This is a genomic window from Streptococcus sp. SGI.013, assembly GCF_050315295.1.
Taxonomy (GTDB): Bacteria; Bacillota; Bacilli; order Lactobacillales; family Streptococcaceae; genus Streptococcus; species Streptococcus porcorum.
Genome location: NZ_JBNPOS010000022.1, coordinates 1 through 18,636, shown reverse-complemented (window position 1 = coordinate 18,636; position 18,636 = coordinate 1). Strand labels below are relative to the sequence as shown.

15 protein-coding genes are annotated in these 18,636 nt (G+C 36.3%); 4 read left to right on the top strand and 11 right to left on the bottom strand.

Annotated elements, in window-relative coordinates; genetic code table 11:
- Window positions 1-18: 18 nt before the first annotated feature.
- The 3 genes from ACQRDX_RS06585 to ACQRDX_RS06575 all read right to left on the bottom strand — a co-directional run bounded on the left by ACQRDX_RS06585 (window position 19) and on the right by ACQRDX_RS06575 (window position 4,114).
- Entirely contained in the window at window positions 19-465 is a 447-nt protein-coding gene (locus ACQRDX_RS06585; protein WP_427894923.1) for a dUTP diphosphatase, read from the bottom strand.
- A gap of 116 nt (window positions 466-581) precedes the next feature.
- Window positions 582-2,378, bottom strand: coding sequence for an ABC transporter ATP-binding protein (locus ACQRDX_RS06580; protein WP_427894921.1), 1,797 nt, complete (start codon window positions 2,376-2,378; stop codon window positions 582-584).
- A gap of 23 nt (window positions 2,379-2,401) precedes the next feature.
- The gene (locus tag ACQRDX_RS06575; RefSeq protein ID WP_427894919.1) at window positions 2,402-4,114 is read right to left on the bottom strand and encodes an ABC transporter ATP-binding protein; all 1,713 of its coding nucleotides are present in this window, start codon (window positions 4,112-4,114) and stop codon (window positions 2,402-2,404) included.
- Between the two features lie 202 nt (window positions 4,115-4,316).
- On the opposite strand from ACQRDX_RS06575, the gene ACQRDX_RS06570 reads away from it, so the two are divergent.
- Complete coding sequence (locus ACQRDX_RS06570; protein ID WP_354367746.1) at window positions 4,317-5,333, top strand: NAD(P)H-dependent glycerol-3-phosphate dehydrogenase; 1,017 nt, start codon at window positions 4,317-4,319, stop codon at window positions 5,331-5,333.
- 55 nt (window positions 5,334-5,388) lie between these two features.
- Here the strand turns inward: ACQRDX_RS06570 and ACQRDX_RS06565 are convergent, their stop codons facing one another.
- The 4 genes from ACQRDX_RS06565 to ACQRDX_RS06550 form a co-directional block, all read right to left on the bottom strand.
- Complete coding sequence (locus tag ACQRDX_RS06565; RefSeq protein ID WP_427894917.1) at window positions 5,389-6,873, bottom strand: nucleotide sugar dehydrogenase; 1,485 nt, start codon at window positions 6,871-6,873, stop codon at window positions 5,389-5,391.
- Between the two features lie 101 nt (window positions 6,874-6,974).
- Window positions 6,975-8,375 carry a sugar transferase gene (locus tag ACQRDX_RS06560; RefSeq protein ID WP_427894915.1) on the bottom strand — a complete coding sequence of 467 codons (1,401 nt, stop codon included), beginning with the start codon at window positions 8,373-8,375 and terminating at the stop codon, window positions 6,975-6,977.
- A 59-nt stretch (window positions 8,376-8,434) separates the two neighbouring features.
- Window positions 8,435-9,226 carry a glycosyltransferase gene (locus tag ACQRDX_RS06555; RefSeq protein ID WP_427894913.1) on the bottom strand — a complete coding sequence of 264 codons (792 nt, stop codon included), beginning with the start codon at window positions 9,224-9,226 and terminating at the stop codon, window positions 8,435-8,437.
- Window positions 9,227-9,235: 9 nt separating this feature from the next.
- Entirely contained in the window at window positions 9,236-10,006 is a 771-nt protein-coding gene (locus ACQRDX_RS06550; RefSeq protein ID WP_427894911.1) for a glycosyltransferase family 2 protein, read from the bottom strand.
- A gap of 86 nt (window positions 10,007-10,092) precedes the next feature.
- Between ACQRDX_RS06550 and ACQRDX_RS06545 the strand changes: the two genes are divergently transcribed.
- Together ACQRDX_RS06545 and ACQRDX_RS06540 are read left to right on the top strand one after the other, a co-directional pair.
- A complete protein-coding gene (locus ACQRDX_RS06545) occupies window positions 10,093-11,019 on the top strand; it encodes a glycosyltransferase family 2 protein (protein WP_354367756.1) in 927 nt (308 codons plus the stop codon).
- 246 nt (window positions 11,020-11,265) lie between these two features.
- Window positions 11,266-12,633: a polysaccharide biosynthesis C-terminal domain-containing protein gene (locus tag ACQRDX_RS06540; protein WP_427894909.1), complete on the top strand. Its 1,368-nt coding sequence runs from the start codon at window positions 11,266-11,268 to the stop codon at window positions 12,631-12,633.
- A gap of 16 nt (window positions 12,634-12,649) precedes the next feature.
- Here ACQRDX_RS06540 and ACQRDX_RS06535 read toward each other — a convergent pair whose 3' ends face one another.
- Window positions 12,650-13,849, bottom strand: a complete 1,200-nt coding sequence (locus tag ACQRDX_RS06535; RefSeq protein ID WP_427894907.1) for a hypothetical protein — start codon at window positions 13,847-13,849, stop codon at window positions 12,650-12,652.
- Between the two features lie 20 nt (window positions 13,850-13,869).
- Window positions 13,870-15,234 carry a polysaccharide biosynthesis tyrosine autokinase gene (locus tag ACQRDX_RS06530; RefSeq protein WP_427894905.1) on the bottom strand — a complete coding sequence of 455 codons (1,365 nt, stop codon included), beginning with the start codon at window positions 15,232-15,234 and terminating at the stop codon, window positions 13,870-13,872.
- 167 nt (window positions 15,235-15,401) lie between these two features.
- On the opposite strand from ACQRDX_RS06530, the gene ACQRDX_RS06525 reads away from it, so the two are divergent.
- Window positions 15,402-16,334 (top strand): glycosyltransferase family 2 protein, encoded by a 933-nt coding sequence (locus ACQRDX_RS06525; RefSeq protein ID WP_354367764.1) that lies wholly within the window; start codon window positions 15,402-15,404, stop codon window positions 16,332-16,334.
- 65 nt (window positions 16,335-16,399) lie between these two features.
- Here ACQRDX_RS06525 and galE read toward each other — a convergent pair whose 3' ends face one another.
- Together galE and ACQRDX_RS06515 are read right to left on the bottom strand one after the other, a co-directional pair.
- A complete protein-coding gene (gene galE, locus ACQRDX_RS06520) occupies window positions 16,400-17,416 on the bottom strand; it encodes a UDP-glucose 4-epimerase GalE (protein ID WP_354367766.1) in 1,017 nt (338 codons plus the stop codon).
- A gap of 421 nt (window positions 17,417-17,837) precedes the next feature.
- A partial coding sequence (locus ACQRDX_RS06515; RefSeq protein ID WP_427894902.1) for a hypothetical protein occupies window positions 17,838-18,636 on the bottom strand: 799 nt, incomplete at its 5' end.

Here is an 18,636-nt window from a genome sequence, read left to right as displayed (position 1 = left end):
ATCCTCCCCAACTCTTCTTTAGTTTCCGGTACTTCCAAACCCACCCATTCGTTGACCAGTTGCTAGATCACCGTCAGCAACAAGAAAGGGCGCAAAAACGCCTTGTACTACGCGTTCACCAACTTCAAGGACCACATCTTGCTCCGTAATGTTTTGCATTTGTGCAAAAATATGCCCCTCATTTGCAGCATTACCATAATAATCCCCATCTATAACACCAACAGAGTTAATCAAGACCAAACCTTTTTTTCTTGGATTGGATGAGCGATCGTAAAGGTAGAGGACTTCTCCTGCTTGCATATAAGCCTTTACCCCTGTTGGGACCAACTTGATCTCCCCTGGGGCAATGATGGTTTTTTCTGCAACCTTTAGGTCATATCCAGCCGCATGTGCTGTTTCTCGCTTAGGCAGTAAATCTTCGTTGTGATAGGTTGATACCAATTCAAATCCACGGATTCTAGACATAATTTTCTCACTTTCTACTCAATTCCTCTATTATAGGCTATTCGTAAAAGAAAAGCAAAAAGCCTGATAATTTTCTTTTTTCAAAAAGACAAGGTCTCATCACCTTGTCTTTTGTGCTATTCAAATACAAATTGATTATGATAAAGTTCAGCGTAAAAACCTTTTTGTCTAAGCAGTTCGTAATGGTTTCCACGTTCTAGCACTTCACCGTCTTTTAAGACAATAATTTCATCAGCATTCAAAATAGTTTTTAAACGATGGGCAATCACAAAGCTCGTGCGCCCTGCCACAACAGCTTCCATAGCTTGCTGAATCTTGCTTTCTGTTACCGTATCAACGTTTGACGTTGCTTCATCCAAAATCAAAACTTGAGGATCTGTTAACAAGGTGCGCGCAATGGAAATCAATTGTTTCTGACCTGTTGAGAAGATGTTATTTTCATCATCAACCAAGGTTTCATACTGATCTGGAAGACTCTCAATAAATTCATGGATATGGGTCGCTCGAGCAGCAGCTTCTACCATTTCTTGACTGGCATCTGGACGACCAAAAGCAATGTTATCTCTAATGCTACCACTAAAGAGAACAGATTCTTGTAACACAATCCCAACATTTTCACGCAGGCTATCAAGATCGTATTCACGAATGTCACGACCATCAAACTTGATAGCACCCTTATCCACATCATAAAAACGGTTAATGAGATTCATAATAGTGGTCTTACCAGAACCTGTTGGGCCCACGACTGCCACCATTTTCCCTTTAGGAGCAGAAATCGTCACATCTTTCAGAACACGCTGACCTGGTAGATAACCAAAGTCAATCCCTTCAATTTCAACACTTTCTTTCAATTCTGTGAATTTAGGAGCAGAGACAGGACGAACCTCTTCTTCTTGATCAAACATTTCTTGAATACGCCCTGCACCAGTAAAGGCTAATTGCAACTCTGCCCAACTAGAAGCTACCTGCATGATCGGTTGATAATATTGTTGTGAATATTGAACAAAGGTAACCACTAAACCAAGTGCAGCTGCTGTTGTCATTGACTTATCATCCAATACTAGAGTTGAGCCCACAAAGATGACGATAGCTGTATTAATCAAGCTCATTCCATTCATCACTGGGAAAAGCAAACCAGCAAAAAGACGACCTTTAAAAGTTGCTCTTCTAACATTATCATTTAATACTGTAAAGCCTGCAATCGTCTCTTCTTGCAAACCTTGCACAATAATGGCTTTTTGACCTGAAATTTTCTCATCCATATAAGCATTGAGTTTACTTACCTCTGCCTGTTGAAGATCAGTGTATTTTCTAGCCATACGAACAATAAAAATCAAGAATAAAATAGCAACTGGGGTACTAGCTACTGTCACCCAAGCTAGCTTGGTATTTTGTGAAAACATCATCCACACAAGTCCAATATAAAGGGCAATATTAGACACCACTTGCGTTAAACTCTGGTTGAAAGAGTTTTGAATATTGTCCAAATCACTGGTAAAGCGAGATAAAATGTCACCATCTTTATGACGATCAAAAAATGCTACCGTCAGGCGCTCTAACTTCCCAAATAAGCCTTTTCTCATTCGGTTAGTTGAGTGTGCTACGATACGTGAAAAAAGTACCGTATAAATCAACATTGACAAGGCTGTAAAAGCATAGGTTAAAAAGAGTTTCCACATGACTGAGCCAAAGGCATCCATACTTGGACGTACCAAGTCTTGTCCTGTTGCCTCACTAATTGCCTTAGCTTTAAAATAGTCTTGTACCCAAGTCCCAAGCTCTGTTAAGGCCTCCCCAAGATAAACAGGGGCTTTAACTTGTAAATAAGTGGATATGATAATCGCTAAAAAAATCACGAAAAAGGATAACTTATAACGTTTAAAATAAAACCAGAAAAATCGTGCTGTTTTCATTATACATAGAGGTTAAGCTCAGCTTATTCCTCTTCCTCCTTTCCTTTTTGTGTCTCATAAATTTCTCGGTAAACGGCATTGGTCTCAACTAACTCAGCATGCGTTCCCTCACCAATTAAGCGGCCCTCATCTAAAACCAAAATTTTATCTGCTTTAACCACTGAAGAAATCTTTTGAGCAATGATCACTGTCGTCGTCTCTTTTAAATCTTTATTTAAAGCTTCTTGAACTAACTTTTCAGACTTAGCATCAAGAGCAGAAGTGGAGTCATCTAAGACCAAAACTTTAGGATTTCCAATGACACCACGGGCAATACTCATACGTTGCTTTTGTCCACCAGAGAAGTTATTCCCACGCTCTTCAACTTGACTTTCGTAAGTCTCATCCATACGATCAATAAATTCTTTAGCTTGAGCAATTCCTGCTGCACGCTCCATTGCTGCAATGTCTGCACCAGCACTTCCTTGACGAAGATTATCAGCAATCGTTCCACTAAACAAAATAGCCTTTTGTAAAACAATAGAGACTGTCTTTCTTAAAGTCGTCTGATTAAGGTCTTTAAGATCACGGCCACCGATTATAATACGTCCTTCTTGAGGGTCAAATAGACGCGGAATCAACTGCGCAAGGGTTGATTTCCCTGCACCTGTTGCTCCTACAACTCCGACCATCTGACCAGATTTAATTGCAAAACTGACATCTTTGAGTGTTGGCTCGGTATCATGTGGATAAGTGAAACTCACATGCTCAAAGACAATATCTCCTTTAAGATCCTCATCTGCATGTTCTTTGAAGGTCATAGCAGGCTCAGTATCCAATACTTCTTTGATACGGTTAAGGGCTACAAAGGCACGACTAGCTTGCATCCCCATAAAGCTCACCATGATAATTGAGAACATAATTTGCATCATATAGGTCATAAAAGAAGCAATGTTTCCGATAGCCTCTGGCTCAGTATCAACCATTTTAGATACCATGTAAATAGAAACAAACGTTGCCATATAAGCAATAAAGGTCAAGACAGGCATCATAATGGAAAAGCCATACCCAATAAATAAATTGAGATCAAGCAGGTCATTAGAAACTTCCTTGAATTTAGCATATTGTGACTTTTCCTGTACAAAAGATTTGACCACTCGGACACCACGAAGGTTCTCTTTAGCAATACTGTTGATCTTATCCATCAAGCTTTGGAAAATCCCAAAACGCGGCCCCATCAATCCCATGATAACAGCCATTACTGCTCCAATCAGGATAACCATCAACACCAAGACCCACCATAAACTTGGTAGCGTTCTTACTGCCATGATGAAAGCACCAATAAACAAAATAGGAAGACGTAGCAAGACTTGGAAAATCATCATCATCAAGTTTTGAATCTGCGTGACATCATTGGTCATGCGAACAACCAAGTTCCCTGCATTAAATTCTTCAATATTGGCATAAGAAAAAGTCTGGATTTTTCTAAATGTTGCCTCACGCAAATCAGCAGAAACACCTTGTGAAATTTTAGCGGCTAAGACGGTATTGACAATACCAGCTAGGAGACCTGCACCCGCAATCCCCAATAACCAAATCCCAATTGATGTAATCTTATCCTTATCGTTTTCCATCACCGCACTTAACACATCTTTGAGGTAGTTCGGTTGTAAAAGCGCACTTGATACGATTACAATCGTCATCAATACAGAAGCCATAACATACCACTTGTACGGCTTAAGTGCTTTTTTAAGCATATTTTCCTCCTTTTTCATGAAAAAACTCCTGGTTCAAGGTGTGAACAGGAAGTATTGCATTATTCAATGCCTATCATTCTAACACAAACACCTTAACTTTGCTAGTCTTAAGATTGTTTTAATCCAACTCCTTCCAATTGTACAAGTTTAGCGTAAATATGGTATAATATGAATGGTTTTCTATCATTAAGAGGAGAAAAATATGACAAAACAAAAAATTGCAGTTTTGGGCCCAGGTTCTTGGGGAACAGCCCTAGCGCAAGTATTAAATGACAATGGGCATGATGTTCGTCTTTGGGGAAATATTCCTGAACAGATTGAAGAGATTAACACCCATCATACGAATACACATTATTTTAAAGATGTGGTGCTAGATCCATCCATCAAAGCCTATCTTGATTTAAAAGAAGCTTTAGATCAGGTTGATGCCATTCTTTTTGTCGTTCCAACAAAAGTGACTCGTCTAGTGGCCAAACAAGTTGCTGAACTTTTAAACCATAAAGTTACCATCATGCATGCTTCAAAAGGTTTAGAGCCTGGCACACATGAACGTCTGTCTACTATATTAGAAGAGGAAATTCCTGCTGAGCTTCGTAGTGAGGTTGTGGTAGTCTCTGGGCCTAGTCATGCGGAGGAAACTATTGTACGTGACTTGACCCTAATTACTGCAGCATCAAAAGATTTAGACACTGCAAAGTATGTTCAAAATCTTTTTAGCAACACCTATTTCCGTCTTTATACCAATACGGATGTGATTGGTGTCGAAACAGCTGGTGCACTTAAAAACATCATCGCGGTTGGAGCAGGAGCCTTACATGGTCTTGGTTTTGGAGACAATGCCAAAGCTGCTGTCATCACAAGGGGATTAGCTGAGATTACAAGACTCGGTGTCAAGCTCGGAGCTGACCCTCTCACTTATAGCGGTCTATCTGGCGTTGGGGACTTGATTGTCACAGGAACCTCTATCCACTCACGAAATTGGCGCGCTGGAGATGCCCTAGGACGAGGGGAGAAACTAGAAGACATCGAACGCAATATGGGAATGGTGATTGAAGGCATCTCAACAACCAAGGTAGCTTACGAGATTGCACAGGAACTTGGTGTTTATATGCCCATCACTACTGCTATCTATCAGTCGATCTATGAAGGGGCTGATATCAAAGAAACTATACTAAGTATGATGTCAAACGAATTACGCTCAGAAAATGAATGGCACTAAGCCTTATAAAAAAAATGAATGCTTATCTTCTGAGCATTCATTTTTTTTATAAGGCTTAGTCTCGACCAAAAATATCTCTTGTATAAACTTTATTGCGAACATCATCTAAGTTGTCATCGTAACGATTTGCAATAATAGCCTGACTTTTTTTCTTGAATTCTTCTAAATGATTGACCACTTCAGAGCCAAAAAAGCTAGAGCCATTCTCCAAAGTTGGCTCAAATATAATGACTTTAGCACCCTTGGCTTTAATCCGTTTCATGACCCCTTGTATCGAACTTTGTCTAAAATTATCGGAATGACTCTTCATGGTTAAACGATAGACTCCGATAGTTACTTCTTTTTCACTTTGATAGTGGAAGGTATCATGTTCACTATAGTCGTAATAGCCCGCCATTTTTAAAACTTGATCTGCTATAAAATCCTTTCGTGTTCGATTAGATTCTACAATAGCTGTCATCATATTTTGAGGAATATTATCATAATTAGCTAGTAATTGTTTACTGTCTTTTGGTAAGCAATAACCTCCATATCCAAACGATGGATTGTTGTAATAAGTTCCAATACGAGGATCTAGACCAACCCCTTCGATAATTGATTGTGTATTCAATCCCTTGATTTCAGCATATGTATCTAACTCATTAAAATAAGATACCCGTAAAGCCAAATAAGTATTGGCAAACAACTTAACCGCCTCAGCTTCTGTCGCCCCCATAGATAAAACACTGACATCTTCCTTTAGAGAAGCTGTTTTTAAAAAAGAAGCAAATTTTGAAGCAGCTGCTTTTAACTCTACCGAATCATTTAATTCGCTAGAAACAATGATACGCGAGGGATAAAGATTATCATAAAGAGCTTTTGATTCTCTCAGAAATTCTGGACTAAATAGAATATTTTCTGTCCCATATTTTTTTCTCATAGAAAGTGTAAAACCTACTGGGACAGTAGATTTAATCACCATAATTGCTTGAGGGTTCACAGCAAGTACTTGTTTAATAACAGTCTCAACGTGTTGCGTATCAAAATAATTTGTAGCACTATCATAATTTGTAGGAGCTGCTATGACGATAAATTCAGCAGCCTCATAAGCCTTTTTAGCATCTAAGCTTGCCTCCAAATTTAAGTCCTTCTCTTTTAGATACCTTTCAATATAATCATCCTGAATAGGAGAAACTCCCTTATTAACAAGAGCCACCTTTTCTTCCAAAACATCTACAGCTATTACTTGATGATACTGAGCTAGTAACACCGCCATTGACATTCCGACATAGCCTAATCCCGCCACTGCAATAGTGCTACTGGACTCAATATTTTGTACAGTTTTTTGTTCAACTGAAAAAAAATCTTCAATTTTATGGTTGGTTAATTCAGCTAGGCTTTCTAATTGAGCAATGCTGGGAACAAACTTTTCTTGTTCTATTCGAGAAACTAATGAACGATTGATACCAACTTTATTAGCCAGATCTTCCTGAGTTAATTGGTGCCTTATCCTATAATCTTTAAGAACAGTTGCCAAAATTTCTTTAGAAAACTTTTTCATATGTCCCCTCCTTATCTTTCTGTCAGTATAGCATTTGTTCAAAAAAAAAACAAGAATGCAGAACATTCTTGTTTCTAATTACTATTTTGTTATTTTTAATATCATAATATCTTTACTATTCGCTCAAGTTCTGTCAAATTTAGCTGATCTGATGCTTGCTCCTCTTTTCCTTGTGAACTCATCTTATCAAAAATAATAATAGCCGTTTTTAAAAGAAGTTTGATGTCTAATAGCAAGGAATAATTTTTGATATATAAGAGATCAAATTTCAACTTATCTCTAAAATCCGAGGTATATTTACCATAAACTTGAGCATAACCTGTTAAACCAGCCCTAACATGATGTCTCCAAGGATAGTGCGAGTCTTCTTGTGAAAATTGATCCACAAAAAACGGACGCTCAGGTCTTGGACCAACAATCGACATCTCTCCCTTTAGGACGTTAATCAACTGAGGAAGCTCATCAATCCTGGTCGCTCGAATGAATTTCCCAACCTTTGTCACACGTTGATCATTGGCTTGTGCTAACACTGGACCAGAGTGTTTTTCTGCATCTACCGTCATTGATCTGAACTTTAAAATAGAAAATACCTTGTTATCACGTGTCACTCTATCCTGTTTATAAAATATCGGCCCCTCACTTTCTAACTTTATCATACAAGCTGCTAGTAGGGTCAACGGCAGACTTAACACCAACATGAAAAGGGCTAATATAATATCAAACAAACGTTTAACGATATCTTGTCCCTTGGAGAGCGAATAAGGGGCTAAACAAAGCATATTCTCATCAGAAATATTAAAGAGATCTGAATCACGGACAAGCGTACTTTCTACAGTCGCTGTTAAATACATGTCCTTCTTTTCCCTCATCAGATAATCGTAAATCTCTAAAACTTCTGATTGATCGATAGGACCAACAAGGTAAACAACATCTATCTGATCAATCACTTTTTTTATCTTCTCAAGGTAGTCAGAAAAGGCAACATAACTAAGCTCATGAAATGAAGAAGCCGAGGACTGAAAATTAGCAATAGCTGCTAGTACGTCTTTTTCTTTTCCTAAAATCAAAAGACGTTTCTGACCAACAACGAGTTTATACAGGCTAGAAACCATTATATAAAAAGCTCCAGAAATACTTGTGCTTAAGATAATGTAGGCGAGATAAAACCATCCTGTAACATGGAGCTGATGAAAACTTCCCCACTCTACTATTAGCATGACAAGTGAAAAGAATAATTGAATAAAAAAAGCATTAACAAATAAAGAGCTCTTGGAACGATTATAATACACATGTGAATCAAACATGTTACAAATGATAAGATAAATCAGTACTAACCAAGGAAGAACACGGCTAAAACCACTCAACTCTAAAAAATCGTTATTTAAATTAGAAAATTGACCAAATAGATCTTGAAACTGCAAAGATACAAATATTCCTGCTAACATTAAAATAACTTCAACAGCATAAACTATAATGGACCATAAACTTTTTGTTTTTATCATTCCATCTCCTTTTTCATTTTGTAGCATCAAACAACTGCTACAACGCTTCTACTCCTGATTTATGTCCTAGCTTTTCGAAATTCCCTAGCTCCCTGAAACATATACTTTATATTAGCTAAAATAGAAATTTCTGGACGCATCATCTGACGTTTACGGATGGCAAATTGTATAATCAAGAGCCAGTACCATTTTGGCGACATGCGCTTAAAAACAGCTCCTCGTTTCTGACACAAAGATGGGGTCGGGGTACGATCCCAATGCGATTCCCTATCTCTCAAGGTCGCTATTTTTTCTGGGTAGCTATAAATCTTTAACCCTTTCCTCAAGGCATCGAAAAGTAAAATATTTTCTTCTCCAAAGGTATACGGAGCTCCAATACCAAACCGTTCATCAAATGTAATCCCTCTATCTACTAGGCTTGACTTTTTAAAGCTGATTTGAACAGAGGAAGTCTTCATAGCAGTGATATGATTCATTTTTCCCTTTTTTAACGGTTTTTTCGATAATTCACTACGCTCTTGATCGACATAAAAAACGATCATATCCGCATCTGGAAACTCTTGATAGGCTTGATCAACAAGTTTTTCATAGTCTTCCACAAAGACCATGTCATCATCAGCAATCTGACAAATTGCAGTATATGGAGCTAAATTTAGAGCATCATTGCGGCTAGCACTAAGTCCGAGACGATCGCTATATAAAATTTTAGTTTTACCATCTTCCAACAGTTGTGAAGCCAGTCTTCCTTGCCTTGATTGGTTGACAACAATGGTCTCAAGATTTTCTAAATTCATCTCCTCAACCAAGCCTTTAACATTTTCAGTATCTAAGGTTGCAACTAGTACGACCATACATTCTCCTTACATCCTTCTTTTAACAGCATTATAAGCATATCCTATAAATGGACCAACAGTCTCTATAACTGACAGTCCTTCCACTTTTCTAAATAAATACCATGTTCTTTTAATCGCAGCAAACTTATTAGCTGATAGTGATTGATTGGTCCTTCTATAAATGGAAAGGGGTTGATTGATGCTATAAGCATACTTAACAACTTTTAAAATTTTCCACCATGTAGCTGTATCTTGGCCCCTCCTGACATCAGGCATTGCAATCTCTTCTTTACTAAGTTGCTCTAGATCAAGCATAACTGTCGAGGTCCAAATGGTATGGTTCCTCAATGCCTGCTGATAGGAAATTTTTTCTGGAACAGTTATAGGAGCTTTGATGGGTTTACCTGTCTCATCTGCAAATTGATATGATGTAAATGAAAAAGCATAACCATATTTTAGCATAAAAGCAACCTGTACTTCTAGCTTGTTTGGTAACCACAAATCATCCGCATCTAAAAAACAAATGAAGCGACCTTTAGCACAGCTTACTCCTTTGTTTCTTGAAATCGCAACACCCGAATTTTGCACATTCTTTAGCAAACTAAGATTTGAATAAGCTGATAACATTTCTGATACCAGTTGATAAGAATTATCGGTGGACTGATCATCAACAACAATAACTTCAAAATTTTGAAAAGTTTGTTGAAAAACAGACTGAAGCGTTTCTTTTATAAAACTTGAAGCGTTATACATGGGAATAATAACACTAACTAGTGGTTGAGATAATTGAGATGGCATTATAAAAGCTCCTACATAAGTATTGTTTGAAAATTATTGAATCATATAGTAATATAAAAAGCGACTAAAGTTAGAAAGAAAAAAATATGAACCAGCCACTTATTTCTGTTGTTATACCTAATTTTAACCGTGGGCACCTCATTGAAGAGGTCATTAAAAGTATTACCAGTCAAACTTATCACAATATCGAAATCATTGTCGTTGACGACCATTCAACAGATGGATCTATGAACACATTAGAAAGACTCAAAAGTCAACTTTCTAATCTAACCTATCTCCAACTTCCCAAAAATCAAGGCGCTAATGTCTGCCGTAATACGGGAGTTAAGTTGGCTAAGGGAAACTACATCGCTTTCCTAGATTCTGATGACTATTTCTTACCAACTAAGCTAGAAAAACAAATCCAAATCTTTAACCAATTTCCAGAAATTGGGTTTGTCGTAACTGGATTTGGAGCTAAGACATTCACCACCCTGGGCGAAGGTATTATTCCTATCAAAGATACCATTAAGCAAAATAATCTAGGTGGATTCTCTACCCTCATGGTAAAAAAAGATATTTTTCTTGCTGTTGGAGGATTAGATGAACAACTTTTAAGTTGTCAAGATTGGGACCTATTTTTAAAACTCTTGAACATCAGTCAGGGTTATAAAATAGCAGAGGATCTCGTCATCTATGAAACACAGGAAGATAGCATCTCTAGAAACAGTACCAAGGTTATCCAAGGCTATCAAATCGTGTCAAAACGTGCCAAAACCCTTAATCACCAGCTCAACCTCATCCCCCAAAAAGAGTTAGAGGCCTACCAAGACTATTACCTTGCCATGCGCTACTTTGGTCTAAAAGATATAAAACATACTCGAACATATCTCAAGCAGTCTATTAAACGATCTCCAAAACTTGTACCAATCATTTATTTTATTTTTGCTGTTTTTGGATACTCTTCCCTACACCAATTGATGAAATGTAAGACTATGTTACGAAATGTTAAAACCCTTGTTAAAAGAAGCTGATAACATCACTTCTTATCACAAAAGACAATCGTAAAAATCCCCTTTAAAAAGATACTACCTCTATACTATTTTAACAAAAAATAGTACAATGCAAACATATTTTATCCTGAAAGTCATGCCGTGAATACAAAATCTTTAAAATTAAATGGAATTATCTCTTTACTGAATAAACTAGTCTCCATTATTTGCAGTCTCATCCTTCCAAGACTTTATATTGAAGCCTTTGGCTCTGAAGTTAATGGGTTAATGTCTAGTATTACCCAATACCTGACCCTGATTAGCTTGCTGGACTTAGGAATGGGAGCAGTTGTGCAAGCCAGTATGTATAAGCCATTGCTAGAAGAAGATACTGAAACACTGTCAACCATTTACTATAAGTCACAACAATTTTTCAATAAAGTTGGACTAGCCCTTCTCTTTTACATCGGGATACTCTGCTTCATTCTTCCACGAACCTTATCGAGTCACTTCTCTAACCAACAAATTATCGGTTTGATATTGATTTTATCCTTATCTCAATTATTACAATTTTTTGTGGGAATTACTAGTCAAATCATATTAGGATCTGACCAAAAAGCCTACATCAAAGAGATTCTTCAGGGGTTAGCAAACATTGCCAATCTCCTTCTTTCTCTTATCCTCATCAATGCTAATCAATCTATATTTGGAGTACGACTCGGTTCAGCTTTAATCTTTGTTATTCCGCCAATTATTATTAGCTATTATGTGCATCGTCACTATCATATTTCCAAAAAACGAATTGATAAAAACTACAAAATTCAGCAACAATGGTATGGCATAGGACAACATATCGCCTATACCATACAAGAAAGCACAGATATTGTTATTCTATCACTTTTTGCTAGCTTACAAGAAGTCTCTATCTACGCCATCTATAATACTGTATTTCAAGGGATTAAGACTTTTTTAAATGCAGCAACAAGTGGATTACGCCCCTTCTTAGGAAAAGCTTTACATATTGCAGACAAAAAAGAATTAGCAAGACAATTTAATAAGATTGAATGGTTAATTCATACTGGTTCAACCATTGCCCTAAGCACTACCTTTCAACTGATTACGCCATTTGTCATCCTTTATACAAAGAATGTTAAGGATACTGACTATAACCAACCGATTTTTGGCTATATGATGACACTAGCATTATTTTTATATGCCCTTCGTCTTCCTTATCGAACCCTGATCTTTGCTTCAGGTGAATTTAAAGATACACAAATAGGAACTTATTTAGAAGCTTTATTGAATTTAATCATCTCTCTCTTACTAGTGTCTAACATGGGATTAGTCGGAGTAGCTATCGGAACTACTATTTCATTTCTTTATAGCTTGTCTTACTACATCTGGTATAGCTACAAGCATCTTTTACAAGCCAGCTATCAATTTGTCATAAAGCAATTACTCATTGATATCAGTGTCTTTAGCTTTTCAAACCTTTTAGTCTTTCCTTTTCTACACCATATAACCTCTACCATATCATGGGTGGTATTTGCAATTATAAGCATTATGATCACAACTAGTATTAGTTGTTTGATAAATTACTATTACAATAAACAGCTATTCTTCATGATCGTTAAAAGAAAAAAACTCGGTGCTTAAAAAGCCGAGTTTTTATTTAACGTTTTTTATCATAAATCACTAATTTATCAGGATGAGATTGTTTATAAACGGCATACATTAACGTTAGATAGATAATAAAGGTATAATCATCATAGATACTGCCTGTTAAAAAATATTTGAGAAAAAAACTAGATGTCAAAAAAACGACAACTTTCTTCCCAGTTATATCAGTTTTAAAAAAGGTTTTCCCTATAAAGTAAAATAAGGCAAGAATAATTAAAGATCCCAATAGCCAACCAAAAGATAAAAATGTTTCTAAAAAAAGATTATGCACATAGACACCATCTGGCATGATTGTACGATCAAAAAACATGCCATTAAAATCTACACCCATGCCCTTCAGATAAGTCAGAGCAATTTTTATCATGTTATCTCTCCCCGTACTCTGCGTCAACACTCCTGTTGCTGCACGGTTTAAGATATAGGAATTTGCGACATTGAGGCGCGTTAGAATCTGAAATAACACTATTACAAATAAAACTAATCCCAAACCTATACCAGTAACTGTAAACAGTGACCTCATTGAGATTGTGATGGGTTTTTGATTATCAAATCGTTGTAAAATATAAAATACCAGGATACTAATCACTAACCATATAAGAGGACCTCTGGCACCGTAGACAACACCTTCCACTAGCATCACTAATAAAACTCCCAGTTTTATTAGTGTAGGTTTCTTTAGGAAACTAAATGATGTCAGAATCCAAAACGGCAATAGATTATAAGAAAATGTCATATATCCTGTTGCGTCTTTCAAAATAAACTTTACAAGAAAAGACCCAATGATCAAAAAGCTATTGATACTATCAATGATTTTATTGTCAAACAAGGGAGAAAAGTCAGAAATCCGTGACAAAATTAGCATAGCATAAGGCAGATAGAAACTATAAATCATCACCATATCACTATCTAAGTATCTACCTTGAACAGATTGATGTGATGTTAAAAATAGAAAAACATAAACTAAGTAGACAAAAAATAAAGATGAGAGACGCTTCAAAGAAACTGGAAATCTCAAAAGAATAAAGAATGCTACTAAAGCAACTAAACCGTAGCCTAAAAATATGGTCTTTGAGGCAAAAAAATCTAAACTCAGTAACCGTAATACTGCCGCTAGAATAATACTAAAAGGATAAATAGACAGACTTAAATAAAGTAGCGCGACATCCCAGCTGTTTCGATTTCGATCATACATATCAACGGCTCCTATAACCTCTATTTATAAAATAGTTTCTGAAATGTTGATTCCCTATCACGGATCTCACCATTAAAGACATAACCTAAAACCTGTATGTCATAATCTACCATAAATCGATTACTCTCAATTAAATCGTCAGTTCTTGTATAATCTCTTTTTACTAACATGACAACATTTTTTATTTTAGTGGCCAAAATCTGTGCATCAGGAATGCCATTTAAGGAACTAGCATCAAAAATAATATAGTCAAACTGTTCCTCTAGTTTGATTAAAAGTTCATCCATTTTTTTCCCAGTCAATAAATCTGTGTTATGAGCTTGCTTTGGACCAGTCGTTAATACGTTCATTTTTTCATGAGACATGAGTGGTAGCTCTACGTCATCAAAACCTTCTAAATAGGTTGTCAAACCGGTATCATTAGGCAGGGATAAAATATGATGTAAACTTGGATTTCTAAAATTAGCATCCACCAGTAAAACCTTCTGACCATCACGCGCAAAACTCTTAGCTAAATAAGTTGCAAAAGTGGATTTTCCTGTTGCTGTTTCTGGAGAAGTAATAAGGAAAGATTTTGCCTGATGCTTTTTAAGTTGGAGTTTTAACTTAACTTTAATGCCCTCAATGTTATCCAAAATCGCCTTATCATGAATGACCTCTGGTTTGAATAATTTTTTACGTGTTTGCTTCCGCTTGGCTGACGAAGTTCGCTGTGTAAAAGTTCCTAGTTGAAGACTTCCTAGCTCTAACCACTTAAAACGTTCTAATAACCCTGTACCTCCAACTGTTGGGGTCAATAGCTCAAATAAGATGATGGCTAAAAAACTAACGACAAGACCCAAAGCTATTGAAAAGGCTAAATTTTTTAGTAAGTTAGGGGAACTTTTCTGATTTGCTACCTTAGCTGCTGAAATTACTCTTATTTTTAAGTTAGAAGCATAATAACTATCTAGCTTATCTTGAAAAATCTCAGCGACAGTATTTGCAATTTCCGCTGCCAAGGCTGGCGAGGAATCCTCTGCCTTAATGCCAAATGTTTGAGAATCAGCATCTGTGGTAACTGATATCTTACCTCTTAAATCTTGATTAGAATAGTCTGCCGATATTTTTTTATTAACCATGGTCAAAATATCATCTGATAGAATAATATTTTCATATGTCTTTATCAACTTGGCATTCGTATCTAACTGATTTAAGGTCAATTGTTGACTGGAAGCAGATTTTGGACTCACAAGTAGCTCTGCAGTTGAACTATATAGTGGTTTCATCACAAAAAGACTCAACACTACTGCACTGACCATAAAAACCAGAATAGTTGAAATAATCCAACGAATCTTATTTTTTAATAACCTAAATATCGCTGGCAAACTTAATTCTTTATCCATTTTTGTTTCCTTTATCATTTCAATTTTTATAATTTTCATTGTACCATTATATTTGATAAAAACATACCCTACTGCCCTATTTCATAGTCACTTTATTGAGTTCCATTTTAGGTTTATGGTATAATGACCTAAACATGAGCATTTACTATTTCATCAAGGAGAAAAACGTGGCAAAAGTTTCCATTATCATCCCAGTTTATAATACTGAAGATTACCTAGCAGATTGTGTCAAGTCTTTACAGAAACAGTCCTTACAAGATATTGAAATCATACTTGTCAATGATGCCTCAACCGATCGTTCTTTGGAAATCATGACAGATTTTCAAAAGCAAGATCCCCGCATAAAGGTGATTTCTCTAAACAACAATCAAGGGGTAGGAGAAGCCAGAAATCAAGGGCTAAAAATCGCTAGCGGTGAGTTTATTGCCTTTGTTGATTCTGATGATTTTGTAAAAGTTGATATGTTTGAAAAACTTTATCAAAAAGCTTTGAAAGAGCAGGCTGACATTGTCCTATGCGATACAGATAGTTACTCATCAAACGGTAAGAAGAAAACGGTTTGGTACAAACCGATTTATGGAAAACCAACCCTGAAAGATCTTTTCCATAACACACAGCCAAGCAGTCGCATTTTTTCAAAACAACTGATTGACCGCGTACAGTTTCACTTTCTACCCGGAATGGGAGAAGGGATTATTTTTGAATTGATGATAGCAGCAAAAATGATCACAACTGTACCTGAAAAACTCTATGTCTATCGGTCAAGAGACGGCTCTCTTAGTACCACACCAAATCCTCAAAAAAATAGAGAATCTCTCGAAAATAATCGCATCATGGGAGAGAGGAATCCTGAATTTAAAGATTATTTTACCTTTAAGATGATCGAAGATTTATTGCAGATGGTTGCAAATGCTGTAAAAATCAATGATTATACGACTTATAAGGTAGCCGTAAAAGAACTCAAGGAACTTAATTACCTTAAAAATCCTTTTATCCCTACTTTCTACAAAGATGAGTATGCTTTGCATCGTTATATTATTAAAGTCTATCTACTTCCTAGTAACTTCTTGTTAGCCCGCTTGATTTCAAAGCTAAATTAACTAGTTTATTATGGTACTAAAGAGCCTGGCTAGCCTAATAGGTTGCTAGGCTTTTTTATTCTTCCCTACTCATTGAAGCCGTTAGGATAGTTTTCTTGCCAACGCCAAGCATCTTGGCACATATCTACGATTGTAAACGTAGCCTCCCATCCTAACTTATCTTTTGCCTTTGTGGGATCAGCAAAACACGTCGCAATATCTCCTGGACGACGTCCTTCAATTTGATAAGGAATAGCTCTGCCCACAACGTCAGACATGATGTTGATTAAATCTAAAACAGAATAGCCTTGACCTGTGCCAAGATTGTAAACTTCTAATCCTTCATTCTTCTCTAGGTGATCTAAGGCCGCAAGGTGACCTCTAGCTAAATCAACTACATGGATGTAATCTCGCACCCCTGTCCCATCTTTTGTAGGATAGTCCTGACCAAACACCTTAATAAAAGGAAGCTGACCAATAGCAACTTGCGTAATATATGGTAATAAATTATTCGGAACAGATTGAGGACTTTCTCCTAGCTCACCAGATGGATGCGCCCCTATCGGATTAAAATAGCGTAATAAAATAATATTCCAACTCTGATCCGATAGATAAACATCCTCTAAAATTCTTTCCGCCATTAGTTTTGTTTGTCCGTAAGGATTAGTTGCAGACACACTGGCATCTTCTTTAATAGGATTTGTTTTAGGGTGACCATAAACAGTGGCTGACGAACTAAAAATAAGATTTTTACACTCATGTTTTTTCATCACCTGTAGTAGAGCTAAGGTACCACTGATATTTGTCTCATAGTAGTCTAGAGGGCGAACAACTGATTCTCCCACAGCTTTCAAAGCTGCAAAATGAATCACAGCATCTATTTTTTCTTTTTCAAAAATACTATCAAGAAAACGTCCATCACAGATATCTCCTTGATAAAAAGTCACCGCTTTTCCAGTCAACTTTTCCACATTTTTTAAACTCTGATCGCTAGAATTACTTAGGTTGTCAAGAACCACAACTTCATAACCTGATTCTAATAATTCTAAGCAGGTATGTGAGCCAATATAACCACTTCCACCTGTCACTAGTACTTTTCTCATATTTTCTCCATATCCTTCTACTTCTAACTAGCTCAAGCATCACTAGTCTCCTTCATTCTAACACCCTTATATTGACTTGTAAAGAAAATCACCCCTCTATATCGTCATACACATAAAAACTTTCTTTCCTCCTTTAATTTTATTATCTAAATCTAAAACCTATTTTTACACTATCACACTATCCTCGATTTCCAACTAATTGTGTCAAACCCTCCTCAAAATGAATAGAAATATAATGGTAACTCCGCTTCTCCTTAGGGATTTCATCATTTGTAAGAGTTGAAGACAAACTTTACAAACAGTACTTAAATTAAAGACCACTCGAAATTACTTTGTAAAACTTCAATAAGTAGAATAAAAAAATTCCAAGAAAAAGAACTTGGAATGATCTATTTAAATATTGCTGAGCTGACAAGACAGCCTACGGGTTAATTGCTACACCTGTTTTATTCAATTGGGTAACGTTTTTAAAGAAATGTTCTTGTCGCTTATTTACATTGAAACTATTACAAAGTTTTTGAAATTGAGACAGGGTCTGAATAATTTCTTGTGCCAAATCTACCCCCGCAACATTATCTTGACGAAGCAGATTATAAGCCCGACGCATATTGATATCTATCGCCTCTAAAAAATAGGTCCCTAATTGTGGAGTCACTTCCATCACTTCAATAATATCCTTCGCGCATTCTTCTACTTCATCGTAGTAACCCCGTTTGGATAAATGTTCCAGGCTGGCTTTCAATACAAGAAAAAGATACTCAATCCCTTGGAAAAAGTGATTATACCCTCCATCTTCACCATTTTTCAAACCATTTATTAATTGTCTTAACTTAAAAAGAACAAATTCATCATTGAAATAAACTAGTAATTGAGCATAGACATTATACTCGATTTTTCCCCATACCTCCAATTCAATTAATTTGTCCTTTACAAATTCAATTTCATTCCAATCAGAATCCGTCAAGAAAGATTCACCCAACATATTCGCAGCTCCGACTTTTGTCACAACACGGTGAGCAACAACCCAATAATATGGGATGTTTTCGTTAAGAGGTTGATTTACCAACTTAACTGATTGTGCATACTGCTCTTTATGAACGAGATTAATAACTTCTATTTGCCGTTTTGTAAATTCACTCGGAAAGAGTTCTTGATAGGTATTTCCCCATTCTTCTAAATTAACACCAATATTATTTAAAAGCGGGAAAAAATTATCAATT